This window comes from Sphingomonas sp. Leaf4 (assembly GCF_920939515.1).
GTDB lineage: Bacteria > Pseudomonadota > Alphaproteobacteria > Sphingomonadales > Sphingomonadaceae > Sphingomonas.
On the sequence record NZ_CAKLBB010000003.1, the window covers coordinates 253,556 to 280,516 of the forward strand.

Genomic DNA, 26,961 nt, shown 5'->3' on the forward strand with positions numbered 1-26,961 from the left:
TGGAATCCATACACACTGACGACGCGCCTCCTGACCGGAAGTCGTTCCGATCACCCCCAGGCCCGCCACGGGCAAAGCCCGTGTCGTCGGACGGCGCTGGCAGCGCCGCCGGCCGGCCGCGCCTTGGACGGCTCGGCGTAGCTGCGCTACGCCTTGCCCGGCGCGGCTACCCACGCATCGAACACCTCCCCCGACAATGGCTTGAGCAACACCGCCACCCCCATGTCCCGCGCCGCCTCCGCCAGCGTCCGGCTGGCATCCGCCGTCACCAGCGCCGCGCGCAGCCCCGGCACCCGCTCCCGAAGCTGCCCGATCAGCGTCAGCCCGTCGATCGTCCCGCCCAGATCATGGTCGACGAACGCCACCGCCACGCCCTCCACCTGGGCCAGCGCCTCGTCCGCCCCCGCCGCGATCCGCACCCCATGCCCCCGGCTGGCCGCCAGCGCCGCCATCCCGCGCCGCACCCCGGCGTCGTCGTCGACGATCAGGCAGCGCAGCGGCCGCACCGCCTGCGGCACCGCGCGCACCGGTGCCGTCACCACCGGCCCCTGCCCGATCGCCAGCGACACCGCGAACCGGCTGCCCCGCCCGACCCGGCTGTCGAGGTCCACCGCCGCCCCCAGCAGCGTCGCGGTCCGCGCGACGATGGCGAGGCCCAGCCCCAGCCCGGCATCCTCGGCCGTCGCCAGCCGCTCGAACTCGCGGAACACCCGGCCCCGCGCGTCCTCGGGGATACCCGGCCCGCTGTCGACCACCTCGATCCGCGCCAGCCCCCCGCGCCGCCGCACCCCGATCACCACACCCCCCCGGGCCGTATAGCGCACCGCATTGCCCAGCAGGTTCTGCACGATCGATCGCAGCAGCACCCGGTCGGTCCCGACCACCGCATCGCCCGCCCCCAGCCGCAACCGCAGTCCCTTGGCCCGCGCCTGATCGGCAAAACTGTCGACCAGTTCGGCGAGCAGGTCACGCACCGCAAACCGCGTCGCCACCGGCACGATCCCCCCGGCGTCCAGCCTGGAAATATCGAGCAACGCGCGCAAAAGCTGGTCCGCCGCCGCGATCGACTGGTCGATCCGCGTCACCAATGGTTGCTGGCGATCGTCCGCCCCGCGCGCCAGCGCGGCGGTGAACAGCCGTGCGGCATGTAGCGGCTGCAACAGGTCGTGGCTCGCAGCGGCCAGAAACCGGGTCTTGTCGGCGGTCGCCCGCGCCAGCGCGGCATTGGCGTGCGTCAGCGCGACGGTCCGTTCGGCGACCCTCCGTTCCAGCTCGGCACGCGCCGTCTCCACCGCGCGCAACGCCTGCGCCTCGGCGGTGATGTCGGAAAAACACATCACATAGCCGCCGCCCGGCATCGGTCCGCCGACCGTTTTCAGCACCCGCCCGTCGCTGCGCACCCGCTCGAAACTGTGCCGCCGCCCGCGCCGCATATGCGCCAACCGCCGCGCGACATGATCGTCGACCTCGCCGGGACCGCAATCGCCGCGCAGCGCATTGAACGCGATCGCATCGGCCACCGGCGCGCCCACCCGGATCATGCCCGCCGGAAAGCCGAACAGGTCGATATAGCGTTGATTCCACGCGACAAGGTTCAGCGCGGCATCGACCACGCTGACCCCCGGATCGATATGCTCCAGCGTCGCCGCCAGCAGCCCTTGCGAGAATTGCAGGCTCTGCCCGCTGGCATCCAGCATCCGCGCGACCTCGGCCACGTCCAGCCCCTCGCCCGACAGCGCTGAGGCCACCAGCCGCCGGGCCGACGATACGCCGACCACCTGCGCCACCAGCCGTTCGGCCCGCCGTGCGGCGCGGGCGTCGACATGGGTGCCCTCGCCCAGTTCGCTCGCCGCCCGCTCTTCGCCCACGAAGCGCGCGACCAGCCGGACCAGTTCGGGCAGGTCGCGCACCGGCGCCACCCGCGCGTCGCGCACGATCGCCAGCCGCGGTGCACGGCTGCGCGCCACGGCCCAATGCACCAGCGCGTTGATCGCCAGCGCGGCCAGCGCGCCCATCGTCAGCGGCCCCGCCCCGCCCACCGATGGCAGCACGACGATCGGGTGGCCGATCAGCACCGGCACGAACAGCAACAGCCCCCACGCCGCCAGTCCGCTCGCCAGCCCGGCCATCGCCGCCTTGGGATCTCGCCCGCCATGCGCCACCGCCAGCAGCAGCGCCGGAGCGAACTGCGCCATCGCGGCAAAGGCGACGATACCGCTCGCCGCCAGCCCCTGCCCGGCGGGCGTCAGCAGCGCATAGCCCAGCGCCACCGCCATCATGCCGAGGATCACGCCGCGCCGCACCCACAGCAGCACCCGACCGACCTGCGCCGATCGCCCGAGGCGCGGATGGCGCAACAGCAGCGGCGCGATCAGGTCGTTCGACACCATCGTCGCCAGCGCCACCGTCTCGACGACGACCATGCCCGTCGCCGCCGAAAACCCGCCGACGAACCCCAGCAGCGCCAGCCCCGGCGCGCCGCCCGACAGCGGTAGCCCGATGACCAGCAGGTCGGGCCGCACCCCCGCCGGATCGGTCAGTCCGGCGAGCGTCACTGGCACCACCAGCACCGCGAACAACGCCAGATAGCCGACGAACGGCCAGCGCGCCCGCACCGGATCGGCGGGACTCGCGGCGGCGATCACGCTCACATGAAACTGGCGCGGCAGGCACAGCACGGCGGCGGCGGCCAGCATCGTCACCACCGCGAAGTCGAGCGCGGCAGGCGGCTGTGCAAAGCCCTGTCGCAACCGCGCGATGCCCGCCGCGCGCATGCCGGAATCGGCATTTGTCACCAGCAGCACCGCGAACAGCGCGACGGCGGCGAACGCGGCCAGCTTCACCAGCGATTCGACCGACACCGCCGCCAGCAATGCGCCGTCCGCCCGCCCGCGCCCGTCGACCCGCGTACCGAACCCGATCGCGAATCCGGCCAAGACAAGCGAAGTCGCGATCATCGGCCGCGTCGCATCGGCCATCCCCGCCAGCGCGGCATAGGTCGTGCCGACCGAGCGCAACTGGAGCGCGACATAGGGAATCGTGCCGAGCAGCGCGATCAGCGTCACCAGCGCCGCCACCCCCCGGCTGCGCGAGAAGCGCGCGCCGATGAAGTCGGCGATCGAGGTCGCGCCATCGGCCTGCACCGCCGCAACCAGCCGGGCGAGCAGCCGGGGCGCGAACGCAAAGACGAGGATCGGCCCCAGATAGATCGGCAGATAGGCCCAGCCATCGGCCACCGCGCTGCCGACCGCGCCATAAAAGGTCCAGCTACTGCAATAGACCGCAAGGCCCAGCGTATAGACGATCCGCCGTTCGCGCGGACCCGGTCGCCGCGCCCGCGCGGCCCACGCCACCGCGAACAACACGGCGGCATAACCGATCGCGACCACGAACAGCACGATCCCGTTCAAGCGCTATGTCCCCTGCCGCATCGCGCCCTCTTACGCCGGAACGCGCGAGCGCTCTACCCCGGCGATACCGCCGATCCGGCGAGCAGCCCGCCGTCGAGATGCACTTCGCTGCCGGTCATGTACGCCGCCTCGTCCGACGCCAGCATCGCCACGACGGCGGCGACCTCCTCGACGCTGCCGAAGCGCTTGAGCGGCGTGTCGGCGACCAGCGCCGCCATCCGAGCCGCGCGGTCCGGCCCGTCGCCCAGCATCGCTTCCCACATCGGCGTCAGGATCGCGGCGGGGTGGACCGAATTGCAGCGGATACGCCACCCCTGCTGCGCGCAATACAGCGCCACGCTCTTGCTATGGTTGCGCACCGCCGCCTTCGACGCGGCATAGGCCGCCGCGCCGGGAATACCGACCAGTCCCGATCGTGACGAGATATTGACGATCGACCCCGCGCCCGCCGCCTTCATCGCCCCGATCGCATAGCGGCAGCCGAGGAACGTCCCGTCGAGGTTGACCGCATGAACCGCGCGCCAGTCGGTAAGGCTGGCATGTTCGGGATCGTGCGGCACCATGCCCTGCTCGAACCCCGTCACCCCGGCATTGTTGACCACGACATCGGCCACCGGCACCGCTTCGGCCAGCCGCGCCCAATCGCCTTCCTCGCGCACGTCGAGCGCCACGAAGCGCACGCCAATCGCCTCGGCCACCGCCTGTCCGGCTGCGGCATCGATGTCGGTCAGCACGACCCGCGCGCCTTCGCCATGGAAGCGTTCGACGATCGCCCGGCCGATACCGCGCGCACCGCCGGTCACGACACAAATCCTGTCGGTCAGTCGCCGCATCGCCGTGCTCCGGGTTCGGACGGTCCTTGCGTGGTGGGCGCTGACGGGCTCGAACCGCCGACCCTCTCGGTGTAAACGAGATGCTCTACCAACTGAGCTAAGCGCCCCTTAGCGGGGAACCGGCGGAATACCGTGGTTTCCGCCAGTTGCAAGCCCCCTTGTTGGAGTCCGCTCCACTGACGTGGAGGCGGTGCCGGCCCACTCCCCCGCCCGGCCACCCACAGCGTATCCTGAGTGAGTGGCCGGGCGGGGGAGCGGGCCGGCACCGCAAAACGCGCGTCAGCGCGTTTCAGACAGATGCCTACGCCCAGCCCAGTCCAGCGCTCGCCACCGCCCCGGCATAGCCGTTCATCCCCGCCACCGCCCGCGCGGTCAGGACGATGAACGCGCGCCTGCGGTCGGCCGGATCGTCGCGCCGCTCGACAAGGCCGGCATCGACCAGCATCCCGATCCAGCGCAGCGCGGTCGTCGGCGGCACCGCGGCGGCGATGCACAGGCTCGACACCGATACCTGCGTGCGCTCCAGCCATGCGGCGAACAGGTCGAGCAGCATATCCCACGCCGGATCGGCGAACAGCTCGGCCGGCAGATACTGCCCGCGCAGCCGCCGCGCGCGGATCGCGCCGCGCACCTCGGCGGCGGTCACGGTTCCCATCACCCCGGCGGGCGGCGGCGCGGCATAGTCCTTCGACCGGTCGCGCACGCTCCCGCCGGCATCGCCCTCGCCACGCGCCAGCCGCGCCAGCACCTCGGCGATCCGCGCGACCTCCTCGTTCAGCCGCCGCAGCCGCTCGCTGTCGGGGTCGCGCTCGCGCACCCCCGCCGCCGCCGCCCGGCCCAGCGCGATCGCCGCCACCCGGTCGGACAAGCCGGCATCGCACAGCAGATCGGCCGGACCGCCGAGCAGATGCAGCGTCACCGTGTCGATCTGCTCCGCGCCGAACGCCACGATCATCCGCGCCCGGTCGCGCACCGCCCGCTCGCGCAGGACCGGCAGGACGGTATCGAGCAGGTCGGCGCCAGCCCCGGCGGTTTCGATCAGGTGGAGGTCGGCATGGGCGATTCCGTCCAGCGCCGCCGCGACGACGTCGTCGCCGGTGATAGTCGCCACCACCTGCACCCCGCCATGCGCCGCAGCGCGCACCGCCATGTCGCCACCCGCGCGATCAAAGGCGATAACGATCGCCCGTCGCACGTCCGTCGCCCCGCTCGAAAACCCGTCGAACCCCAGCCCCACCCGTCATTCCCCTTGGTTGAATCGCGCCGCTATGGCGGTGGATCGGGGCAAAGGCCAGCCGGCAGCGGACGGTCTATTCGATCGACTTGACGATCTCCTCGACCATCTTCTTGGCGTCGGCGAGCAGCATCATGGTATTGTCACGGTAGAACAGTTCGTTATCCACCCCGGCATAGCCGACGCCGCCCATCGACCGCTTGATGAACAGCACCGTCTTCGCCTTTTCGACGTCGAGCACCGGCATGCCGTAGATCGGCGAGGTCTTGTCGGTCTTGGCCGCCGGATTGGTCACGTCGTTGGCGCCGATGACGAAGGCGACGTCGGTTTGCGCGAATTCGGCGTTGATGTCCTCCAGCTCGAAAACATCGTCATACGGCACGTTCGCTTCGGCGAGCAGCACGTTCATATGCCCCGGCATCCGACCCGCGACCGGATGGATCGCATATTTCACGCGGACACCATGTTCCTTCAGCTTGTCGCCCATTTCCCTGAGGGCATGCTGCGCCTGCGCGACCGCCATGCCGTATCCGGGCACGATGATGACCTGTTCGGCCTGGCTCATCAGGAACGCGGCATCCTCGGCCGATCCCCGCTTCCACGGCCGGTCGATCGCCGCACCACTCCCTGCGCCGCCACTGTCGGTCGCGCCGAAGCCGCCGGCAATCACGCTCAGGAAGCTGCGGTTCATCGCACGGCACATGATGTAGCTCAGGATCGCGCCCGACGATCCGACCAGCGCGCCGGTAACGATCATCGCGGTATTGCCAAGGGTAAAGCCCATCGCCGCCGCCGCCCAGCCCGAATAGCTGTTGAGCATGCTGACGACGACCGGCATGTCCGCCCCGCCGATCGGTATAATGAGCAGGAAGCCGATCGCGAACGACGCCACCAGAATGGTCCAGAACGGCCACGTATCCTGGCCATGCGCGAATACCGCGACGCATAGCAGGATTCCGACCAGCACTCCCAGGTTGATGCCATGGCGACCGGGCAGCAGGATCGGTTTGCCCCCCATGTTGCCGTTCAGTTTCAGGAACGCGATGACCGACCCGGAAAAGGTGATCGCCCCGATCGCGACGCCCAGCGCCATCTCGACCTTGGCGACGGGGTTGATGACCGCGAACGGCTGTCCGATCATCGGCACGACCAGCGAGGAAATGCCGAACGCGCCCGGATTGAGATAGGCGGCGATCCCGACCAGCACGGCGGCCAGCCCCACCAGCGAGTGGAACGCGGCAACGAGCTGCGGCATGGCCGTCATCGCGATCCGCCTGGCGGTGACGAGGCCGATGACGGCGCCGAGGCCGATGGCGCCGAGAATCTCGACGACGGTGATCCAGTCGATGTCGAAACGGCCTACCGAACATTCCTCGGATATGCAGATGGCGGTGCCCGGCACGTGCGTCACCAGCGTCGTGACCACCGCGATCCCCATGCCGATCATGCCGAGGCGATTGCCCCGCCGGCTGGTGGCGGGCGACGACAGTCCGCGCAGCGCCAGGATGAAGCACACCCCCGCTACCAGATAGGCGAGCGCGACCCATGGATTGACCGGTGCAGCCTCGTGCATCCCCTCAGCCCTTCTTCTTGTACATGGCAAGCATGCGTTCGGTGACGGCGAACCCGCCGAAGATGTTGATGCTGGCCAGTACCACGCCAAGCAGCCCGAGCCATTTGGCCTCCGGCACCCCGGCGGCGGCCGCCGCCACCAGCGCGCCGACGATGATGACCGAGGAGATGGCGTTCGTCACCGCCATCAGCGGGGTGTGCAGCGCGGGCGTCACCGACCACACGACATAATAGCCGACGAAACAGGCCAGCACGAAGATCGACAGGATTGAGAGAAAGTCCATGGGTCCGTGTCCTCTGGCTGGGGTCAGGTCGACAGGCGCGGGTTCACCACCTGTCCGCCGCGCGTCAGCACGATCGCCTGGGTCACTTCGTCGTCGGGGGGCAGCACCGGGCGGCCCGCCTCCTTGTCCCAATAGGCGGCGAGGAAGTTGTAGAGGTTGCGCGCGAACAACGCCGAGGCATCGGCCGCCAGCCGGCTGGGCACGTTGCGGTGGCCGACGATGGTGACGCCGTGGCGCACCACGCTCTCCCCCGCCACGCTGCCCTCGACATTGCCACCCTGCTCGACCGCCAGATCGACGATCACGCTGCCGGCGCGCATGCTGGCGACCTGTGCATCGGTGATGAGACGCGGCGCGGGGCGGCCGGGGATCAGCGCGGTGGTGATGACGATGTCCTGCTTGGCGATATGGCCCGACACCAGCTCGGCCTGTGCTTCCCTGTATTCGGCGCTCATTTCGCCGGCATAGCCGCCCGCGCCCTCACCCTCGATCCCCGCCACCTTCTCGACGAAGATCGGTTTCGCGCCCAGCGACTGGATTTGCTCCCGGGTCGCCGATCGAACGTCGGTGGCGCTGACCTGCGCACCGAGCCGCCGCGCGGTCGCGATCGCCTGCAGCCCCGCCACGCCCACGCCCATCACGAATACCCGCGCGGCGCTGATCGTGCCCGCCGCGGTCATCATCATCGGGAACGCACGACCATAGGCGGCAGCGGCGTCGAGTACCGCCTTGTATCCGGCCAGGTTCGCCTGCGACGACAATATGTCCATCGACTGGGCGCGGGTGATGCGCGGCATCCACTCCATCGCCAGCGCCTCGACGCCGAGCGCAGCATAGCCGTCGACCCGCGTCCGCTCGCCGATGGGGTTGAGCGCGCCGACCAGCCATGCGCCGGGCTTCACGCCGCCAATGCTGTCGGCCGCGGGACCCTGTACCCCCAGGACGATCTCGGCATCGGCGACCACCGCCGCCCGGTCGGCAACCGTCGCGCCAGCGGTGGCATAGGCAGCGTCATCGATCGACGCCCCGGCCCCCGCCCCCGCCTCCACGGCGAGCGACGCGCCGAGCTGGATCAGCTTGCGGACGGTTTCGGGAGTGGCGGCGACGCGGCGTTCGTCAGGAGCCTGTTCGGCAAGAACGGCGATCCGCATCTCAGGATGCGATCAGCCAGACAACCAGCGCGGCCAGCAGCGCGCAAAAAATGGTCCCCCAGGTGAACCAGCGCAGAAAGCTGGTGTAGGTGCCCGGATGTGCGGGCGGTCGGCCGTTGGTCGCCATGGTCGGCTCTCCTGTGCGTCCGCTTGTCGGACGGCTCTTTGGACGCACCGTACCGTGCCCGTCGCCCGTCGCCAAGCCCCGCAGGCCATCCGTGCCATTAAGGGCGTTTTTACACGATGCCGCCTAGAACTGCCCCGGTACGGGACGATGGACAACGGGGATGGGCGATGATGCGAGGCGGACAGCGAGTGCTGATGGTCATCGACGACGAACCGGCGCAGCGCCGGCTGGTCGCCGCCATCGCCGCCAGGCGTAGCTGGCGCACGGTGTTCGCCGCCGATGCCGAGGCGGCGATCGCGATGCTCGCCACGCCGGATGGCGCGGCGCTGGACGCGGTGCTGCTCGACCATTGGTCGCCCGATGCCGATGCCGGCGCGCTGATCGGCGAACTGCACCGCCATCGCCCCGCGCTCCCCATCCTGATGCTCACCGCCAACGGATCGGTCGCGGGTGCGGTCGCGGCGATGCGCAGCGGGGCGAGCGATTTCCTCGTCAAGCCGATCGCTGCCGAACGGCTGCTCGCCGCGCTCGACGTGGCGGCCGGCGGCGAGGCGAGCGGCGAACTTCGCCCGCTCACCGAAAAACTCTCTGCCCCGCTCGCCTTCGACGAGATCGTCGGCTCCGCACCCCGCTTCCGCGCCGCGCTCGCCATCGCCGCCAAGGCGGCACGCGCCCGCGTGCCGGTGCTGATCGAGGGTGAGAGCGGCGTCGGCAAGGAAGTGGTCGCCGACGCGATTCACGCCGCCAGCCCACGCGCGCGCAAGCCCATCGTCCGGGTCAATTGCGGCGCGATCCCCACCAACCTCGTCGAAAGCGAACTGTTCGGTCACGAAAAGGGCGCGTTCACCGGCGCGTTCGAACGCAAGACCGGTCGGTTTCAGGAGGCGGACGGCGGCACGCTGTTCCTCGACGAGGTCGGCGAAATGCCGTTCGAGGCGCAGGTGAAGCTGCTGCGCGTGCTGCAATCGGGCGAGGTCCATTCGGTCGGCGCACGTCACCCGCGCGAGGTCGACGTGCGCGTCATCGCCGCGACCAACAAGACGCTCAGCGTGGAGGTGGAGGCCGGGCGTTTCCGCGAGGACCTGTATTACCGGCTGAACGTGGTGCAGGTGACGATCCCCCCCTTGCGCGACCGCAGCGGCGACATTCCCGCGCTCGCCCGCCACCTGATGGCGCGGATCGCGCAGCAGCCGGGCCTGCGCCAACTGGGCATCACCGACGATGCCATCGCGCTGCTCTCGACCTATGCATGGCCGGGCAACGTCCGCCAACTACAGAATGCGCTGTTCCGCGCGGCGGTGCTGTGCGACGGCGATGCGCTGACCCGTGCCGATTTCCCGCAGATCGCGCAGATCGCCGACGGCGGCGAGGCACGGCCCGGCATCGCCCCGCCGCGCCACGGCGATGCCGGCGGCGTCACGCTGTTCCGCCCCGACGGCAATCTGCGCGCATTGGACGAGATCGAGGCCGACGTCATCCGCCTCGCCATCGGCCATTATCGCGGCCGCATGACCGAAGTCGCCCGCCGCCTCGGCATCGGCCGCTCCACCCTCTATCGAAAGCTCGGCGAACTAGGCATCGACCAGAACGCGGCATAAACCCCTCTCACCTTCAGGGGAGAGAGAGGGAGGCGCGAAGCGCCGGAAGGGAGCGTGGCAGTACGCTACGCCTCCCGCCACGCTCCCGACTCCAACCCGTCCAACGACCATTCCCCCACCCGCCAGCGCACCAGCCGCAGCGTGGGCAACCCGACCGCCGCCGTCATCCGCCGCACCTGCCGGTTGCGGCCCTCGCGGATCGTGATCGACAGCCAGTGATCGGGCACCGACTTGCGGAAGCGCACCGGCGGCACCCGCTCCCACAACACCGGCGGATCGATCGCGGCGACCTCTGCGGCAAGCGTCGGCCCATCGTTCAGCACCACCCCCTGCCGCAACCGTGCCATCGCAGCCTCGTCGACCGCGCCCTCCACCTGCACCCAATAGGTCTTGGCCAGCTTGAAGCGGGGATCGGCGATCCGCGCCTGCAACCGGCCGTCGTCGGTCAGCAGCAGCAACCCCTCGCTGTCGCGGTCGAGCCGTCCGGCGGGATAGACGCCGGGCAGCGCGACATGATCGCTCAGCGTCGCGCGCGCGGTCGGACTGCCGCGATCGGTGAACTGCGACAATACGCCGTAAGGTTTGTTGAACAGGATCAAGCGGGCCATGCCGCCCGTCTGGCGCAACGCCCCGCCGCTTGTCGAGGGGCGCGCCGCCCGGTCGGCGCATCCTCCGGCGACCGGCTTTCCAAGAAAATACTTCACTCCGCCGGGAACCCGTTTTGAAGGGCCGCGAATAGGTGATAATAATCATACCTTGAACTCCACCCCGATGCCGGTCATCGGAAGAGAGGCAAGACAATGTTGATAGCAATCAGCGCATTGGCACTATTGGCGGCGGCCACCATCTATTCGGTTCTCCATACCGCCGGACAGATCGAACACATCGAAACGAAGGATACCCTGCCGCTGCCGTGAGTCGCAGCACGGATCGTTCCGTCGATCCGGTTGCGTCGGGTCATGGCCTTCCCCCTCAACCCGACGCTGCTGCCAAGGATCGATACATGCTTTCGGTGTTAGCTGCTTGACGGGCAACGGGTTCAGAATGGGCAGAATTCAGCCGCAGATTTTTCTGTTGTTCATCCTTGCCGGTTGCTCGTCCTTGCCTGGCGACGCAACATCCGACCGGATCGATGCTGCGCAACGTGCTGCAAAATTTGGATCAACTGCCGATTGGAAAATTTCCGACGCAAACTGGTCGAAGAATACCAGAGCCATGCGGGATCGTGCGTATCGATTCTGCATCGAACGATACGAAGCAAACACCAAATGCTTCGATGAGCAGGACTATTCGTTGATAGCGGCCAATCACTCGGAGACGAACGCGCGCCGCGCCATTGTCAAAGAATCCGGCTACCTTCCCTTTGACAGCATTCGGTCCCGTCCAGAAGCGTTTGACGAAGCCCGGCGGTATTGCTTCTCAATCTATCAGGATGCAGGTGCAGCGGACGCACGAATGCTGGGTCCCTGCCTTTCAAATGCAACCGGCAGCGATTTTTTCAGCATCATACCGGTTTCATAGGCGATCGACGCAAGCGACAGAAATCGCCCCAGCTTTCGCGAGAACGACCATCCGCAACATCGTCATCCTCACCGGCGCGGGCATCTCCGCCGAATCGGGCATCGCTACGTTCCGGGGGCCGGGCGGGCTATGGGAAGGGCACCGGGTCGAGGACGTCTGCACCCCGCAGGCACTGCGCGCCGATCCCGATCTCGTCCACCGCTTCTACGACCTGCGCCGGGCGGCGCTTGGCGGCGTCTACCCCAACCCGGCGCATAACGCGCTCGCCTGGCTCGATACCGCATGGCCGGGCGAGCTGGTGATCGTCACCCAGAATGTCGACGACCTGCACGAACGCGCCGGCGCGAAGCGGCTGCTCCACATGCACGGCGAGTTGAAGTCGCAACTGTGCCCGCGCTGCGGCGACCGGCGACCGCGCGATGGCGATCTGTCACCCGGCAGCATCTGTCCCGCCTGCGCCGCACCCCGGCTGCGCCCCGACATCGTGTTCTTCGGCGAGATGCCCTACCAGATGGAGCGGATCGAGGACGCGATCGCAGGTTGCGACCTGTTCGTCTCGATCGGCACGTCGGGCGCGGTCTATCCCGCCGCCGGGTTCGTCGAGCTTGCCAACCATGTCGGCGCGGCGACGCTGGAACTGAACCTCGATCGCTCGGCCGGGTCCGACCGGTTCGACGAAAGCCGCCTCGGCCCGGCCAGCGTACTGGTGCCGGCGTGGGTCGACGAACTCCTCAGCGCTCACTCCACCCAGTCAAGCCCGATGTCGCGGTAGAGCATCCGGTCCTCTTCCCAATTGGGCTTCACCTTGACGTGGAGATAGAGGTGGACGCGCACGCCGAGCAGTTCCTGCAACTCCTTACGCGCGGTCGCGCCGATCTCCTTGATCCGCTGCCCGCCCTTACCCAGCACGATCGCGCGCTGCGTCTCGCGCGCGACATAGATCTGCTGGTGGATCTCGACCGATCCGTCCTCGCGCTCCAGATAGCGTTCGGTGTCGATCGCGCTGGCGTAGGGCAATTCCTCGTGAAGCTGGTGATAGAGTTGCTCGCGCGTCACCTCGGCCGCCAGCATCCGGTCGGTGGCGTCGCTCACCTGATCCTCGGGGAAATGCCACGGCCCCTCGGGCATCCGCTTGGCCAGCGCCGCCTTCATCTCGGGCAAGCCGTCGCCGGTCGTCGCGCTGACGAAGAAGGTTTCCTCGAACGCCGCCATCTCGTGCAGCCGCGCGGCATGGTCGAGCAGGCGCGGCTTGTCGGCGATGTCGACCTTGTTGAGAATCAGCAGCTTCGGCTCCTTGCGGTCGGCCAGCGGCTCGACGATCGCGCGGACCTTGGGGCCGATCCCGCCCCGGCCGTCGACCACTACCGCGACCGCATCCGCGCCGTGGGTGCCTTCCCACGCCGCCGACACCATCGCCCGGTCGAGCCGGCGCTTCGGCTCGAAGATGCCCGGCGTGTCGACCAGCAGCAACTGCGTGGCACCCTCGATCGCAATGCCCATCAACCGGGTGCGCGTCGTCTGCGCCTTGGGGCTGGTGATCGCCACCTTCTGCCCGACCAGCGCATTGACCAGCGTCGACTTGCCGGCATTGGGGGCGCCGAGGACCGCGACGAGGCCGCACGACTGGGGAACAGGATTCAAAGGGGATGACTCGCTTCGTTGAAAAGGGGCAGGCCGCTTCCATACCCTGCCCGCCCGCCGGACGCAAAGCGCGCACGGTCCGACTTGGCGCTTGATCGCCGGGGAAAGCATGGCTATCCATTAGTCAGACAAGTAAAACAGGAGAGGGGAGCTTCATGCCCAAGGCCCGACCGACACTGGCGCGCAGCCTGCGCCGCCATGCCCGCCACTGGCTCGTGGGCACCGCCTGCGCGCTGATCGCGACGACCGCCTCGGCGCAGACCGCCGCCCCCACCCCGCAACCGGACGAGCCGGCCAAGGTCACGATCCGCGGCGATCAGGGCGGCCCGACCTACGACAAGCGCATCTTCACCCAGTTCGCCGAGCATCTCGGCAACGGCATCTATGGCGGACTGTGGGTCGGCAACGACCGCACCATCCCCAACACGCGCGGCTTTCGTAACGATGTGGTGGCGGCGTTGAAGCGCCTCGGCGTGCCGGTCATCCGCTGGCCCGGCGGCTGTTTCGCCGACGAATATCACTGGCGCGAAGGGATCGGCCCGAAAGCCAAGCGCCCGGTCAAGATCAACACCCATTGGGGCGGCGTGACCGAGGACAATGCGGTCGGCACGCACGAGTTCATGGACCTGACCGAACAGGTCGGGGCCGAGGCCTATATCTCGGGCAACGTCGGCAACGGCTCCCCGCGCGAAATGGCCGAGTGGGTCGAATATATGACGCAGGAGGCCGGCACGCTCGCCGACGAACGCGCGAAGAACGGCCGCAAGCAACCGTGGAAAGTCCCCTATTTCGGCATCGGCAACGAGCTGTGGGGCTGCGGCGGCAACATGCGCCCCGAATATGCGGCGGACGAGACGCGCCGCTTCGCCACCTTCATCAAGTCGCCGCGCGGCAGCCGCATCCTCAAGATCGCCTCGGGTGCCAACGTCGACGACTATAACTGGACCGAAGTGATGATGCGGCAGGCGATCGGCCAGATCGATGCCGTCTCGCTCCATTACTATACCGTCCCCGGCGGCTGGGCGCCCAAGGCCTCGCCGACCGAGTTCGGCGAGGCGGGTTGGGCGGAAACGCTGAGCCTGACCTACAAGATGGACGAGCTCATCACCAAGCATTCGGCGATCATGGACAAATATGATCCGCAGAAGCGCGTGTGGCTGGCCGTCGACGAATGGGGGACGTGGTACGGGCAGGACCCGGGCACGCATCCGGGCTTCCTGCGCCAGCAGAACACGATGCGCGACGCGCTGGTCGCCGCGATCAACCTCGACATTTTCGCCAAGCACGCCGACCGGGTAAAGATGACCGCCATCGCCCAGATGGTGAACGTGCTCCAGGCGATGATCCTGACCGACGGGCCGAAGATGGTCCTGACGCCGACCTATCACGTGTTCGAGATGTACAAGCCGTTCATCGACGGCACGGTGCTGCCGATCACGGTCGCCAGCCCCTATTATTCGCGCGACCAGTGGTCGATCCCGGCGGTGTCGGCCTCGGCGGTACGCGGCAAGGACGGGGTGATCCATGTCGCGATGTCGAACGCCGATCCCAACCGGCCGACCACGGTGCAGGCGGCGCTGACCGGCATCGCCGGCACCAATGTCACCGGCCGGGTGCTGACCGCGCCGACGATCACCGCGCACAACAGCTTCGACGCGCCGAACGTGGTGACGCCGGCCGCCTTCACCGGCGCGCAGGTGCAGAACGGCACGCTCACCGTCACGCTGCCGGCCAGATCGGTGGTGATGCTCGACCTGCGCTGATCGAGCGTCATCGCGATGGCGACGCCGTCGACCCACAGCGGGTCGGCGGCGTCGTTCGTTTCGGGGGTTGGCGTGGCCGCCGCCACGGCCTAGCCTTTGGCAATGGCCACCAAACCTCCCCTGCCCGGCGCCGCGCCGGACCGCGCCGCCCGGCTGAAAGCCATCATCGGCGGATCGACCGGCAATCTGGTCGAATGGTTCGACTGGTATGTCTATGCCGCGTTCGCGCTGTATTTCGCGCCGCACTTCTTTCCCGACGGCGATCGTACCGCGCAGTTGCTGAGCACCGCCGCCGTCTTCGCGGTCGGCTTCGTCATGCGGCCGATCGGCGCGTGGATCATGGGCATCTATGCCGATCGCCACGGCCGCAAATCGGGCCTGTCGGTGTCGGTCACGCTGATGTGCGCCGGCTCGCTCATCATCGCGCTGACGCCGGGGTACGAGACGATCGGCGTCGCCGCCCCGGTGCTGCTGGTGATCGCGCGATTGATGCAGGGGTTGTCGGTCGGCGGCGAATATGGCGCCAGCGCCACCTATCTCTCCGAAATGGCGGGCAAGGACCGGCGCGGGTTCTTCTCGTCGTTCCAGTATGTCACGCTGATCTCGGGCCAGTTGCTCGCCATCCTCGTCCTGCTGATCCTGCAATCGACGCTGTCGGAAGGCGCGCTCGACGCATGGGGCTGGCGCATTCCGTTCGGCATCGGCGCGGTGCTGGCGGTGGTGGTGTTCTACATCCGGCGGGGGTTGGCGGAGAGCCACAGCTTCACCGCCGCCAAGGCGGCGGGCGCGCCCAAATCGGGCTTCTGGCTGCTGGTGACGCAGCATCCCAAGGAAACGGCGGTGGTGATGCTGCTAACCGCCGGGGGCACGCTCGCCTTCTATGCCTATTCGATCTACATGCAGAAGTTCCTCGTCAACACCTCGGGCTTCAGCCGCGAGGTCGCGAGCCAGATCAACGCCGTCACGCTGTTCGTCTTCATGCTGCTGCAACCGGTGGCGGGGGCGCTGAGCGACCGGATCGGGCGCAAGCCGCTGATGATCGCGTTCGGGGTGGCGGGCGTGCTGTTCACCTATCCGATCTTCTCGACGCTGGAGCACACGCGCGATCCGGTGATTGCCGGGTTGCTGGTGATGGCGGCGCTCGTCATCGTGACTGGCTATACCTCGATCAACGCGGTGGTGAAGGCGGAGCTGTTCCCGGCCCATATCCGCGCGCTGGGCGTGGCGCTGCCCTATGCGCTGGCCAACACCATCTTCGGCGGCACCGCCGAATATGTCGCGCTGCGCTTCAAGGACGCGAAGTTCGAACAGGGCTTCTACTGGTATGTGACGGCGATGATCGCGATCTCGCTGATCGTGTACCTGCGGATGCGCGATACACGGACCAACAGCCAAATCATGGAAGACTGATCGGGGCGGAGAAACGACCCTCGACCCCACATCGTCATCCCCGCGCAGGCGGGGATCCATAGACGCTACCGTACGGAATCGGGTCGAACCGTTGGCGTGTATAGATTCCCGCCTGCGCGGGAATGACGACAGGTGGGCTGCACAGCCGATCCGCGACCCGTCACCGCAGACGGCTACCCGGCGATCTCCGCCAGCACCTCTTGCACCCGCGCCAGCCGGTCGGCCGCATCCTCGATCCGTTCCGCCAATATCCAGCGGCCGTTCTTCCCGGCCAGCCCGGCCGCCTCCGGCATCGCCGCCTTGCCGTGCGGGGTGAGCGCGATCGCCGCTGGCCCGGCATCGATCCTGGCGATGCCGGCGGCACAGGCCAGCAACTGCACCCGCTTCAGATCGATCAGCCGTTGCGCCTCGAGCGGCAACGCCCCGAACCGGTCGGCCAGTTCCTCCTCATACGCATCGAGCGCGCCTTCCTCGCCGACCCGCGCCAGCCGGCCATAGAGGGTAAGGCGCACCTCGGCCTCGGGAATCCATGTTTCGGGCAGGCACCCGGCCAGCCCCAGATGCACCTCGGGCACCCAGCGATCGACCGTCTCGCCCCGCACCGCGCGCAGCGCGCGGGTCAGCAAAAACTGGTACAGGTCGATGCCGATCAGCTTCATGTGCCCGGCCTGCGCCTCACCGACCAGATCGCCCGCCCCGCGCAGGTCGAGGTCGCGCGCGCTGATCGCGAAGCCCGCGCCCAGCCGGTCGAACGCCTGCAGCGTGCGCAGCCGCTGCATCGTCGCCTCGCCCACCTGCCGGTCGGGTTCGGTGGTCAGCAGCACCTGCCCCCGCCGCCCGCCGCGCCCCACCCGCCCGCGCAACTGGTGCAACTGCGACAGGCCGAACCGGTCGGCATGGTGGACGATCATCGTGTTGGCGCGCGGCACGTCCAGCCCCGCCTCGATGATGTTGGTCGCCAGCAGCACGTCGCCATCGCCCTGCGCGAAGCCGACCATCGCCTCATCGATCTCGGCCGCCGCCATCCTGCCGTGCGCGACAACGACACCCAGTTCGGGCGCCAGCCGCCGCAGCCGCTCCTCCAGCGCGGCAATATCCTCGATCCGCGGCACCACGACAAAGCTCTGCCCGCCGCGCGAGCGTTCGCGTAGCAAGGCGGTGCGCACCGTCGTATCGTCGAACACGCCCAGCGTCGTACGGATCGGCTGCCGCCGCGCGGGCGGCGTCGCGATGACCGACAATTGCTGCAACCCGATCATCGCCGATTGCAGCGTGCGCGGGATCGGCGTCGCCGACAACGTCATGACATGATCGCTCAAGGCCCGCAGCTTCGCCTTGTCGCCCGCGCCAAACCGCTGCTCCTCGTCGATCACGGTCAGCGCAAGATCGGCATAGGCCACGCCTTTGCCGGCCAGCGCCTGCGTGCCGATCACGACCCCGATCGATCCGTCGGCCAGCCCCGCCTTGACCCGCTTCTTCTCGGCCGCGCTCGACAGCCGCGAGAGGCCAGCGACCGCAATGCCGGTGCCGGCGAAGCGGCGAGTGAAGCTGTCGAGATGCTGGCGCACCAGCACCGTCGTCGGCGCGGCGATCGCCACCTGCCGCCCGGCCAGCGCGACGATCGCGGCGGCGCGCAACGCCACCTCGGTCTTGCCATAGCCGACGTCGCCGATGACCAGCCGGTCCATCGGCCGTCCGCTCGCCAGATCGGCGCGGACCGCCGCGATGGCGCGCGCCTGATCGGGCGTTTCGGTAAAGGCGAAACCGGCGACGAAGCGTTCGTACGCCGCGACATCGGCCTCGATCGGCGGCACCTGCCGCGCATCACGCTCGGCGGCGATCGCGGCCAGCTCGCGCGCGCTCTCGGCGATGGCGGCATCGATCGCGCCACGCCGCTTCTGCCAGCTCGTCCCGTCGAGCGCATCGAGCGCCACGCCGTCGCCTTCCGCGCCATAGCGCCAGATGCGGTCGGCCTCCACCACCGGCACCAGCCGCCGGGCCTCGCGCGCATAGTCCAGCACGATCGCGTCGCCGCCTTCCTCGCCCGGCAATGCTTCCAGTCCGGTGATGCGACCGATGCCGAAATCCTCATGCACCACCACGTCGCCGATGCGCAGTTCGCCGCCTTCCGCGAACAGCGCCCCGTTCGATACCGCCAGCTCGTCGCCACGCGCGCGTCCGCCGAGCAGGTCGCCGCCCGCCACCACGGTTACGCCACCGGCGACGAAGCCACGATCGACCGGCGCGGTCAGCAGCATCGCGCTGCCCGGTGCCGCCTCCACCGCCTCGGCCCACGATCCGATCGTGACCGGGTCGGTCCGGCCGAGCGTCGCCAGCCGGGGGGCAAGGAAGCGCAGGTCGCGCGGACTGCCCGCCAGCACCAGCCGGCCATCCGCCAGTACTCCGCGCGCGAACCTGCCGAACGCACGCGCCGGGGCGTTGCCGGTGACGAAGCGCGGCGGGCAATCGCCGGCGGGCGGCAGCTCGATCCGCTCGCGTGCCGCGACCGCTGTGTCCCAATCTTCGCCATCTACCAGCGTCGCATCGTCGCGCCGCCGCCTGTGGGTGGCATCGCGGGCAAGGTCGAGAAACCGCTGGCGACGCTCGCCCACCTGCGCGTCGGAGACGATCGCGGCATCGGGAAGGTGATCGGTCAGCGGCACGCCGTCCGCGACGACCGGCTCGGCGGCACGGCCGATGACGATGGCATCCAGATCGGCATCGCTGCGCTGTGTCACCGGATCGTAGCGGCGGATGGCGACGATCCGATCGTCCTCGATCGTGATGCGCACCGGCCCCGCCGCATCGGCTGGGAACAGGTCGATCACCCCGCCGCGCACCGCGACCTCGCCCGGCTCGTCGACCCGGTCGTCGATGACATAGCCCAGCTCCACCGCGCGATCGGCGAAACCGCCCATGTCGATCGCATCGCCCGCCCGCAGCACCGGCGGCGCGGCATCGAACGCCGCCGGCGGCGCGACGCGCAGCGCGGTCGCCTCGGGCGTGGTGATGCACGCCACGCTCCGCCCCCCGGCGCTCGCCACCCGCAACCGCCGCAGCGCCGCGACCCGCGCCCCGGCATTGGCTGGCGACGCAGGCGCATCGTCACCGGGCAGCGCGTCGCTCGCCGGCAGATGCACGACCTCGCCCTCGGGCACGAACGCCGCCAGCAGCGCCGCGACCCGTGCCGCGCGCCCCTCGTCGGCGGCGACGAACAGCAACGACCGCGTCGCCAGCACCTCCGCCAGCGCGGCGCTCACCACCTCGGGCGACGGAACGGCGGTACGGACGGCGGCATCGATCGGCGCTTGCAGCATGGCGGAGGTCCCGGCGCTGCCCCGGAAGGGGGCATCTCACCCCCGTCAACGAAGCGCCTCCGCCCGACGTTCCGCCATCCCAAGGGGGCGCAATCTATATCGAAAAACGACGATTGCTCGCTACCCCGGCGCATCGCCTGCTGCTAGATTGCGGCCGTCGCCGGTGGAGGCGACACCAACGGGGGACGTTATGAAATCCAGGATCTTGCCGTACATCGGCGCCGCGCTGGCGCTCTTGTCCGGCCCCGCCCTTGCCCAGACCGCGCCTGCGCCCGCACCGGCAGCCGCGACCGCCGCACCGGCGACGAAGGATGCCGATCCCGCGCTGTGGGTGGTCAAGGACAAGGACACCACCATCTATCTGTTCGGGACGATCCACGTCCTGAAGCCCGGCCTGTCGTGGTTCGACGAAGCGGTGAAGACCGCGTTCGACAAGTCGAACGAGGTCGTGCTCGAAATCCCGATGCCGACGCCTGAACAGGCGCAGGCGGCGGTGATGAAGTCGGCGGTCAACATGACCGGCCCGAAGCTGAGCGAGAAGCTCCCCGCCGCCGAACGTCCGGCCTATGCCAAGGCGGTCGCCGATGCCGGCCTTCCCGAAGGCGCGCTCGAACCGCTCGATCCGTGGTTCGCCGCTTCCACGCTCATGCTCGTCACGCTCCAGAAGCAGGGCTATGATCCGGCAAGCGGCGCCGAGCAGACGATCTCGGCCGCGGCCAAGGCGGCGGGCAAGCCGGTGACGGGCCTGGAGACGCTCGAACAACAGTTCGGCTTCTTCGATTCGCTGTCGGACGCGGCGCAGGTGACGTTCCTGACCGAGACGGTGAAGGAACTGCCCAAGGCCGGGCAGATGATCGACACCATGGTCGCCGACTGGGCGAAGGGTGATCCGGTGGCGCTGGCGGCGACGATGAACGCCGAGATGGTCGACACCCCCGAATTGAAGCGCGTCCTGCTGACCGATCGCAACGCGCGCTGGGCCAAGTGGATCGAGGACCGCATGGCCCGTCCGGGCACGGTGTTCATCGCGGTCGGTGCCGGCCATCTGGCGGGCGACGGCAGCGTGCAGGACGCGCTCAAGCGCTACAAGCTGCGCGCGACGCGGGTAAAATACTGAACGGACCGATCCGGATACACCGTCGCCCCGGAACGAGTCCGGGGTGACGGTACGGAGAGGATGGTCGATCGGGCCGGAAATCCCGTTCCTCACCACGAGGACGCCGGTTCCAGGGCCGGCGATCGGCCGTTGGAACCCATAAAAAAGGCCGGTGGAATTTCCACCGGCCTCGTCAGGTACGATACGGTCCGGCGGTCCGGAAGGGGAGCCGCCGCGCCGGAAATCAGGCGGTGCAGCTCTGCGCGGGCTTGCCGGGCTGCGTCAGGGTGATCGACTTCGGCGTGCCGGTCAGCTTGTAGCCACCCTCGGCGACCAGCGGCTCGCCCGTGGCAGGGGCCTTCAGCCGCGTCGGGACCGCATTCTGGTCGGCGCGGAAGTTCGCCTGCGTGTCGCCTTCGAAGAAGTCGACATAGGCGAGGCTGTTGTCCTTGCAGCGGAAGGTGACGCTTGCCTTCACCGGCGGCGGCAGTTCCGCCTTCGGCCGGTTGGCGAGCTGCGACGCCAGCGGATCGGGCGCGCGCGTGTCGAGTTCATCGGGCTGCTGCTGGCCACAGGCCGACAGGGCGAACGCCGCGGTGGCCGCGACGAGGAGAAGGGGGTGCTTCATAGGGGTAAAGCCGTTCGCAAAGCCTTGTCGCTTCGTCAAGCACCCATGCCGCAAACGCAATAAAGCCCTGCGGCGACGCAATAATCGGGCAGCGCCTCGCCGCTATGCCGCAGCGTCGGCGAGGGTGAACGTCAGGCGGATCACGCTTTGCCACGACTCGCCGGGGTTCAGCCGCGCGCTCGGGAAATCGCTCCGGTTGGGACTGTCGGGAAACGCCTGCGGTTCGAGGCAGACGGCATCGCCCTGCCGGTACAGCCGCCCGTTCTTGCCGCCTTTCGTCCCGTCGAGGAAATTGCCGGTATAGAGTTGCAGGCCGGGTGCGGTGACGCTCATCGTCATCACCCGCCCCGATGCCGGACACGCCAGCACGGCGGCCGGACGCAGCGCGCCCGCGATGCCGTCGACGATGAAATTATGGTCGTAACCGCGCCCGATGACGATCTGGTCGTCGCGTCCGTCGCGCAGCCCCTCGCCGATCCGGCGCAGCACGCGAAAATCGAACGGCGTGTCCGCCACCGCGCGCCGCTCGCCCGTGGGAATCGAGGTCGCATCGACCGGCAGATACTGGTCGGCATGGAGCATCAACCGCTGCGCCATCGCCTCGCCGATGCCCGACAGGTCGAAGAACGCATGGTTGGTCAGGTTGACGACGGTCGGCGCATCGCACGTCGCGCGATAGGTGATCGTCAGCCCGTCCTCGTCCAGCATATAGGTCGCGCTGGCGTGCAGCGTGCCCGGATAACCGGCATCGCCATCGGGGCTGTAGAGTTCGAGGCGAACCCATGCCGTATCCTCGTCCGCCGCGACCTTCGCGACATGCCACAGCCGCTGGTCGAACCCGTCCGATCCGCCGTGGAGGTGGTTGGGGCCGTTGTTGATCTCCAGCGGATACTCGACGCCGTCGAGCGTGAAACGCCCCCCGGCGATGCGATTGGCATAGCGCCCCACCGTCACCCCGTACCAGCCCGGCCGGTCGCGATACGACTGCACGTCGTCATAGCCGAGCAGCACGTCGGCCGCCTCGCCACCCCGATCGGGAACGTGCAGCGCATGCAGCGTCGCCCCGAACGGCAGGATGCGGGCGAACAGCGCGCCCGCCGCCAGTTCGATCGCCTCGGCTGGCGCGCCATCCAGCGTTCCGAAGGAAACCCGTGTCGCCGTCGCCATCGCCTGCTCTCCCGCCTGTCCGACGCTGCTGTGCACCCATCACCGCCGCAGCGGAAGCCGGCTCGTTGCCGTCATTCGTCGGTGCGCAGCTTCACCTTGTTCGGCAATGTCTTGCCCTTGGTCCGGCGCGAGGGGAGCTGCACCGGGTTCTTCTTCTTCCAGTCGCCCCAGCGCTTCGGCCCCTCGGGCGTGTCGATGATCGTGTCGTCGTCCATGGCATGTTTCCGAACATGAGAAAGGCGACGGATCAACGACCCGCCGCCCCCTTATTTCCAGTCAGGTCCGATCGACATTCCGTTCGCTGACGCGGGACGACTGCTCCATCCCTTGTCGTCACTCCCGCGCAGGCGGGAGCCCATATGCACCAGCGTTGCGAATCCAGCCTAAACGTCAGCGGTTATGGATTCCCGCCTGCGCGGGAATGACGAACATCAACGAGTATCACCGAATATCGATCGGTCCCGGCAAGCCATCAACCGACCGTCCACGCCCCGTCGATCCGGGCGAGCGCGCCATTCTGGTTCCCCTCGCGCAGCGCGTCAGGCAGCAGCGCCTCGGGGAAATCCTGGTACGACACCGGCCGCAGGAAGCGGTGGATGGCGAGCGTGCCGACCGAGGTCGTCCGCCCGTCCGACGTCGCCGGGAACGGCCCGCCATGGACCATCGCATGACCCACTTCCACGCCGGTCGGCCAGCCGTTGCACAGGATGCGGCCGACGGTGCGCTCCAGCACCGGGATCAGCTTGCGGGCATCGTCGTAATCGGCCTCGTCGATCTGGAGCGTCGCGGTAAGCTGTCCCTCCAGCTTGCCCAGCACCTCGGCCAGTTCGGCGGCATCGGCGCACTTCACCACGACCGACGACATGCCGAACACTTCATGCGCATGCGCCGGATCGGCGAGGAAATCCTCGCCCGACACCGCGAAGATCGCCGCGCGACCGCGCGTCGGGCCTTCGGGCTCGGCCCCTTCGCCGACGATCGTCACCGCCGGGCTGGACGCCAGCTTGGCGCGGCCTTCCTCATACGCCTTGTGGATGCCGTCGCTCAGCATCACCTGCGCCGGGGTGCCGAGCAGCGCTTCGCCCGCCACGTCGAGGAACGCATCAAGTTCCGGCCCGGCGATGCCGAGGACGAGGCCGGGGTTGGTGCAGAACTGCCCCGCGCCCATGCTGAGCGACCCGACATATTGCTTGGCCAGCGCCTCGCCGCGGTTCTTGAGCGCGGCGGGCATCAGCACGACCGGGTTGATCGACGACATTTCGGCATAGACCGGGATCGGCTGCGGCCGGTCCTGCGCGACCTTCATCAGCGCGGTGCCGCCGGCGCGCGATCCGGTGAAACCCACCGCCTGCACACGCGAATCGGCGACCAGCGCGGTGCCGATCACCTGACCCGATCCCGACACCATCGAGAACACGCCATCGGGCATGCCGGTCTTTTCCGCCGCCTTGATGATCGCCGACGCGACCAGCTCGGCCGTGCCGGGATGCGCCTGGTGCGCCTTCACGATCACCGGGCAGCCCGCCGCCAGCGCCGACGCGGTGTCGCCACCGGCGGTCGAGAAGGCGAGCGGGAAGTTCGACGCGCCGAACACCACCACCGGGCCGACGGGCACGGTGCGCAGCCGCAGGTCGGGCTTGGCCACCGGCGCGCGGGCCGGATCGGCATGATCGATGCGGAGCTGCTGCCACGCGCCGTCGCGCACTTCCTTGGCGAACAGGCGAAGCTGGCCGCAGGTGCGCCCGCGCTCGCCGGTCAGGCGTGCGGTCGGCAGACCGGTTTCGCGCGAACCGCGCTCGATCAGTTCGTCGCCCAGCGCCTCGATTTCATCGGCGATCGCGTCGAGGAAAGCGGCGCGCTGCTCGATCGGCAACGCGGCATAGAGCGGCGCGGCGGCGGCGGCACGGTCGCACGCCTCGATCGCGTCTTCCTTGGTACCCTTCGAAAAGCCTTCGCCGAACAGCGCGCCGGTGGCGGGGTCATAGGCCTGGAACAAATCGTCGCGGGCAACGCGCTTCGCGCCCAGAAACAGTTCGCCGGTGATCGTCATGATGGTCCTCTCGCTCGGTCCTTGGACGCCAAATAGGGATTGTTAGCGCTACCGTAAATGGCTCATCACATTACTCGGACAATCTATGCCCCGAGTAGCGCGCCGGGTCGACCCCTGCGGGCGGCAGGCCGTGCCCCAGCAGCGCCGCACACAGCCGCGCGGCGGCGGGCGCGGTCTGGATGCCGAACCCGCCCTGGCCTGCGCACCAGAAGAAACCGGGCATCGCGCGGTCGAAGCCGTACACCGGCAACCGGTCGGGCGCAAAGCTGCGCAGTCCCGCCCAGCGCCGCTCGACCGCTTCGACCCGCCAGTCGACCGCTTCCTCGAACCGGGCGATCGCGGTGGCGACGTCGATCTCCTCGGGCGCGACGTCATGCGGGGTGTCGGGCGTCTCGTCATGCGGCGACAGCCACAGCCGCCCGCCAGGCTCGGGCTTGAAATAAAACCCGCCGGCGGCGTCGATCACCAGCGGGAGGTCGGCAGGCGCGCCCGGATCGACCCGCAACTGCACCACGGTCCGGCGATACGGCCGGATGCCGAGCGGCGCCACGCCGGCGAGGATCGCGACGCCATCGGCCCAAGCCCCGGCGGCGTTGACCATCACGTCGGCCGCCAGCGTCGCCCCGTCGGCCAGCGTCAGCATCCACGCCCCGCCCCGCCGCCCGGCGGCGACCAGCCCCGAGTCGCAACGCAGCACCACGCCGGCCCGCCGCGCCTTCGCCAGATAGGCCGCATGGAGCGCCGCGACATCGATGTCGGCGCAGCCCGGCGACCACAGCGCGTCCCATGTCCCGCGCAGCCCCGGCACCTGCACGCCCGGATCGCGCCGTTCGATCGGCACCCCGCTGCCGGCGAACCCGGCGGCAAGCGTGTCGAGCACGGCGGGATCGCGCGCGATCAGCAATTCGCCGCGCGTACGCAGGAACGACCGTTCGGCGAAGTCGGCGGGCGGCGCATGGAGCAGCGGCCCCGACGCCGTCGTCAGCGGCTGGACCAGCGGCCCGCCATAGGTTTCCGACCAGAACGCCGCCGACCGCCCGGTCGCGTGATAGCCCGGCTGCGATTCGGCCTCCAGCAAGACGACGTCCGCCGCCTCGCCCAGTTCGGCGGCAAGGCTCGCCCCGGCCATGCCTGCGCCGACGATCGCGATTCGCTGGCGGGTCATGCGTGGGTCGTCCGCCGCGCCGGTGCCCGCGCGTCGAGGAAGCCGTCGATCGCCGCGATCGCTTGAGCGCGCACCGGATCCGCCTCGCGCAAGATCTCGTGCGCCGATTCGGGGCCAAAGCGCAGCAGGTCGCAATCGGGCAGCGTCGCCGCGACCTTGAGCGCGGCGGCGGGATCGACCAGCGCGTCGGCTTCGGCGACCAGCATCTGCACCGGCACCCGCAGCGTCGTCAGCGCCGGATCGGCGCGCAACTGCCGGGTCGAGCGGAACGCATCGATCACCCAGCCCCAGCTCGGCGGCCCGGTGCGGTGCGCGGCGTTCGCTCCCTGCCACCAGACCTCGTCGGCATAGCGCGCCGGGTCATGCGTCAGCAGCGACTCGCGCGATTTGAGGGTGTGCGGCCGTTCGTTGCCCTTCCACGCGGCGCGGGTGCGCCGGCCGAACGCGGCGATCAACCGCGCCATCCCCTCGCCGAAGCGCGGCCCCACCGGCGCGCGCAGTCCCAGCATCGGCGCGACCAGCACGGCGGCGGCGGGATCGATCCGCCCCTCCACCAGCGCGCGCAACATCAGGTGCCCGCCCATCGAATGGCCGATCACGACGCGCGGCCCCCCGGCGGGCAGGCTGGTCCAGAAGGCGGCGAGATCGTCGAGATACGCCTCGAACCGGTCGATATGGCCGCAGTCGCCCGCCGGGGTGCAGCGCCCCGACCCCCCCTGCCCGCGCCAGTCGAACGACGCGATGTGCCAGCCGCGCACGTGCCAATGGGCGAAGGCTTCGAGATATTTCTCGAACACGTCGCCGCGCCCGCCCTGGAACAACATCACCCCGCGCGGCGCGATATTGGCGGGGGCGGGCCAGTCGAACCGGCGGTGCGCCCAGCCGTCGGCCGCCTGCCATTGGGTAATGGTGGCGGCGGAAGGGATCGCGCGGCGGTACAGGGCATGGGCGGCCATGGGCCCGGTTACGGTTTCGCAACCCCTAAAGTCTAGGG

The 26,961-nt window shown here is 69.1% G+C and carries 22 protein-coding genes and 1 tRNA gene; 6 read left to right on the forward strand and 17 right to left on the reverse strand.

Annotated features, from left to right (window positions below):
- Positions 1–146 precede the first annotated feature (146 nt).
- The 8 genes from LRA89_RS20460 to LRA89_RS05895 form a co-directional block, all read right to left on the reverse strand.
- Complete coding sequence (locus tag LRA89_RS20460; RefSeq protein WP_268934896.1) at positions 147–3,410, reverse strand: hybrid sensor histidine kinase/response regulator; 3,264 nt, start codon at positions 3,408–3,410, stop codon at positions 147–149.
- Between the two features lie 53 nt (positions 3,411–3,463).
- Entirely contained in the window at positions 3,464–4,243 is a 780-nt protein-coding gene (locus LRA89_RS05865; RefSeq protein WP_230769391.1) for an SDR family oxidoreductase, read from the reverse strand.
- 31 nt (positions 4,244–4,274) lie between these two features.
- Positions 4,275–4,350, reverse strand: a tRNA-Val gene (locus LRA89_RS05870).
- A gap of 194 nt (positions 4,351–4,544) precedes the next feature.
- Positions 4,545–5,480, reverse strand: a complete 936-nt coding sequence (locus LRA89_RS05875; protein WP_230769392.1) for a hypothetical protein — start codon at positions 5,478–5,480, stop codon at positions 4,545–4,547.
- Positions 5,481–5,553: 73 nt separating this feature from the next.
- Positions 5,554–7,050 (reverse strand): NAD(P)(+) transhydrogenase (Re/Si-specific) subunit beta, encoded by a 1,497-nt coding sequence (locus LRA89_RS05880; protein WP_230769393.1) that lies wholly within the window; start codon positions 7,048–7,050, stop codon positions 5,554–5,556.
- 4 nt (positions 7,051–7,054) lie between these two features.
- Positions 7,055–7,333, reverse strand: coding sequence for an NAD(P) transhydrogenase subunit alpha (locus LRA89_RS05885; RefSeq protein WP_230769394.1), 279 nt, complete (start codon positions 7,331–7,333; stop codon positions 7,055–7,057).
- A 23-nt stretch (positions 7,334–7,356) separates the two neighbouring features.
- Positions 7,357–8,484: a Re/Si-specific NAD(P)(+) transhydrogenase subunit alpha gene (locus LRA89_RS05890; RefSeq protein ID WP_230769395.1), complete on the reverse strand. Its 1,128-nt coding sequence runs from the start codon at positions 8,482–8,484 to the stop codon at positions 7,357–7,359.
- A gap of 1 nt (position 8,485) precedes the next feature.
- On the reverse strand, positions 8,486–8,611 hold the full coding sequence (locus LRA89_RS05895; RefSeq protein WP_230769396.1) for an aa3-type cytochrome c oxidase subunit IV: 126 nt from the start codon (positions 8,609–8,611) through the stop codon (positions 8,486–8,488).
- A 167-nt stretch (positions 8,612–8,778) separates the two neighbouring features.
- On the opposite strand from LRA89_RS05895, the gene LRA89_RS05900 reads away from it, so the two are divergent.
- Positions 8,779–10,209, forward strand: coding sequence for a sigma-54-dependent transcriptional regulator (locus LRA89_RS05900; protein ID WP_230769397.1), 1,431 nt, complete (start codon positions 8,779–8,781; stop codon positions 10,207–10,209).
- Positions 10,210–10,274: 65 nt separating this feature from the next.
- Here the strand turns inward: LRA89_RS05900 and LRA89_RS05905 are convergent, their stop codons facing one another.
- The gene (locus LRA89_RS05905; protein WP_230769398.1) at positions 10,275–10,817 is read right to left on the reverse strand and encodes a pseudouridine synthase; all 543 of its coding nucleotides are present in this window, start codon (positions 10,815–10,817) and stop codon (positions 10,275–10,277) included.
- Positions 10,818–11,253: 436 nt separating this feature from the next.
- Here LRA89_RS05905 and LRA89_RS05910 point away from each other — a divergent pair, with 436 nt between their 5' ends.
- Together LRA89_RS05910 and LRA89_RS05915 are read left to right on the forward strand one after the other, a co-directional pair.
- Entirely contained in the window at positions 11,254–11,730 is a 477-nt protein-coding gene (locus LRA89_RS05910; RefSeq protein ID WP_230769399.1) for a hypothetical protein, read from the forward strand.
- Positions 11,687–12,502: an NAD-dependent deacylase gene (locus LRA89_RS05915; RefSeq protein WP_230769400.1), complete on the forward strand. Its 816-nt coding sequence runs from the start codon at positions 11,687–11,689 to the stop codon at positions 12,500–12,502. The genes LRA89_RS05910 and LRA89_RS05915 overlap by 44 nt, the downstream gene beginning before the upstream one ends.
- On the opposite strand, the gene era is transcribed toward LRA89_RS05915, so the two are convergent.
- The gene (era, locus tag LRA89_RS05920) at positions 12,469–13,371 is read right to left on the reverse strand and encodes a GTPase Era (RefSeq protein WP_230769401.1); all 903 of its coding nucleotides are present in this window, start codon (positions 13,369–13,371) and stop codon (positions 12,469–12,471) included. The genes LRA89_RS05915 and era overlap by 34 nt on opposite strands.
- A gap of 176 nt (positions 13,372–13,547) precedes the next feature.
- Here era and LRA89_RS05925 point away from each other — a divergent pair, with 176 nt between their 5' ends.
- Both LRA89_RS05925 and LRA89_RS05930 read left to right on the forward strand, forming a co-directional pair.
- The gene (locus tag LRA89_RS05925; protein ID WP_443024941.1) at positions 13,548–15,134 is read left to right on the forward strand and encodes an alpha-N-arabinofuranosidase; all 1,587 of its coding nucleotides are present in this window, start codon (positions 13,548–13,550) and stop codon (positions 15,132–15,134) included.
- A 102-nt stretch (positions 15,135–15,236) separates the two neighbouring features.
- Positions 15,237–16,544 carry an MFS transporter gene (locus LRA89_RS05930; protein ID WP_056495705.1) on the forward strand — a complete coding sequence of 436 codons (1,308 nt, stop codon included), beginning with the start codon at positions 15,237–15,239 and terminating at the stop codon, positions 16,542–16,544.
- Positions 16,545–16,717: 173 nt separating this feature from the next.
- On the opposite strand, the gene LRA89_RS05935 is transcribed toward LRA89_RS05930, so the two are convergent.
- Positions 16,718–19,861, reverse strand: a complete 3,144-nt coding sequence (locus LRA89_RS05935) for a helicase-related protein (protein ID WP_230769403.1) — start codon at positions 19,859–19,861, stop codon at positions 16,718–16,720.
- A gap of 190 nt (positions 19,862–20,051) precedes the next feature.
- Here LRA89_RS05935 and LRA89_RS05940 point away from each other — a divergent pair, with 190 nt between their 5' ends.
- A complete protein-coding gene (locus LRA89_RS05940; RefSeq protein WP_230769404.1) occupies positions 20,052–20,978 on the forward strand; it encodes a TraB/GumN family protein in 927 nt (308 codons plus the stop codon).
- 223 nt (positions 20,979–21,201) lie between these two features.
- Here LRA89_RS05940 and LRA89_RS05945 read toward each other — a convergent pair whose 3' ends face one another.
- The 6 genes from LRA89_RS05945 to LRA89_RS05970 all read right to left on the reverse strand — a co-directional run bounded on the left by LRA89_RS05945 (position 21,202) and on the right by LRA89_RS05970 (position 26,923).
- On the reverse strand, positions 21,202–21,585 hold the full coding sequence (locus LRA89_RS05945) for a hypothetical protein (protein WP_055761145.1): 384 nt from the start codon (positions 21,583–21,585) through the stop codon (positions 21,202–21,204).
- 102 nt (positions 21,586–21,687) lie between these two features.
- A complete protein-coding gene (locus LRA89_RS05950) occupies positions 21,688–22,788 on the reverse strand; it encodes an aldose epimerase family protein (RefSeq protein WP_230769405.1) in 1,101 nt (366 codons plus the stop codon).
- A 35-nt stretch (positions 22,789–22,823) separates the two neighbouring features.
- Entirely contained in the window at positions 22,824–22,967 is a 144-nt protein-coding gene (locus LRA89_RS05955) for a hypothetical protein (RefSeq protein WP_200909814.1), read from the reverse strand.
- Between the two features lie 257 nt (positions 22,968–23,224).
- Positions 23,225–24,802 carry an aldehyde dehydrogenase (NADP(+)) gene (locus LRA89_RS05960; RefSeq protein WP_230769406.1) on the reverse strand — a complete coding sequence of 526 codons (1,578 nt, stop codon included), beginning with the start codon at positions 24,800–24,802 and terminating at the stop codon, positions 23,225–23,227.
- Positions 24,803–24,872: 70 nt separating this feature from the next.
- Entirely contained in the window at positions 24,873–25,967 is a 1,095-nt protein-coding gene (locus tag LRA89_RS05965) for an NAD(P)/FAD-dependent oxidoreductase (RefSeq protein WP_230769407.1), read from the reverse strand.
- Positions 25,964–26,923, reverse strand: a complete 960-nt coding sequence (locus LRA89_RS05970; RefSeq protein ID WP_230769408.1) for an alpha/beta fold hydrolase — start codon at positions 26,921–26,923, stop codon at positions 25,964–25,966. Before LRA89_RS05970 ends, LRA89_RS05965 begins: the two co-directional genes overlap by 4 nt.
- Positions 26,924–26,961 lie beyond the last annotated feature (38 nt).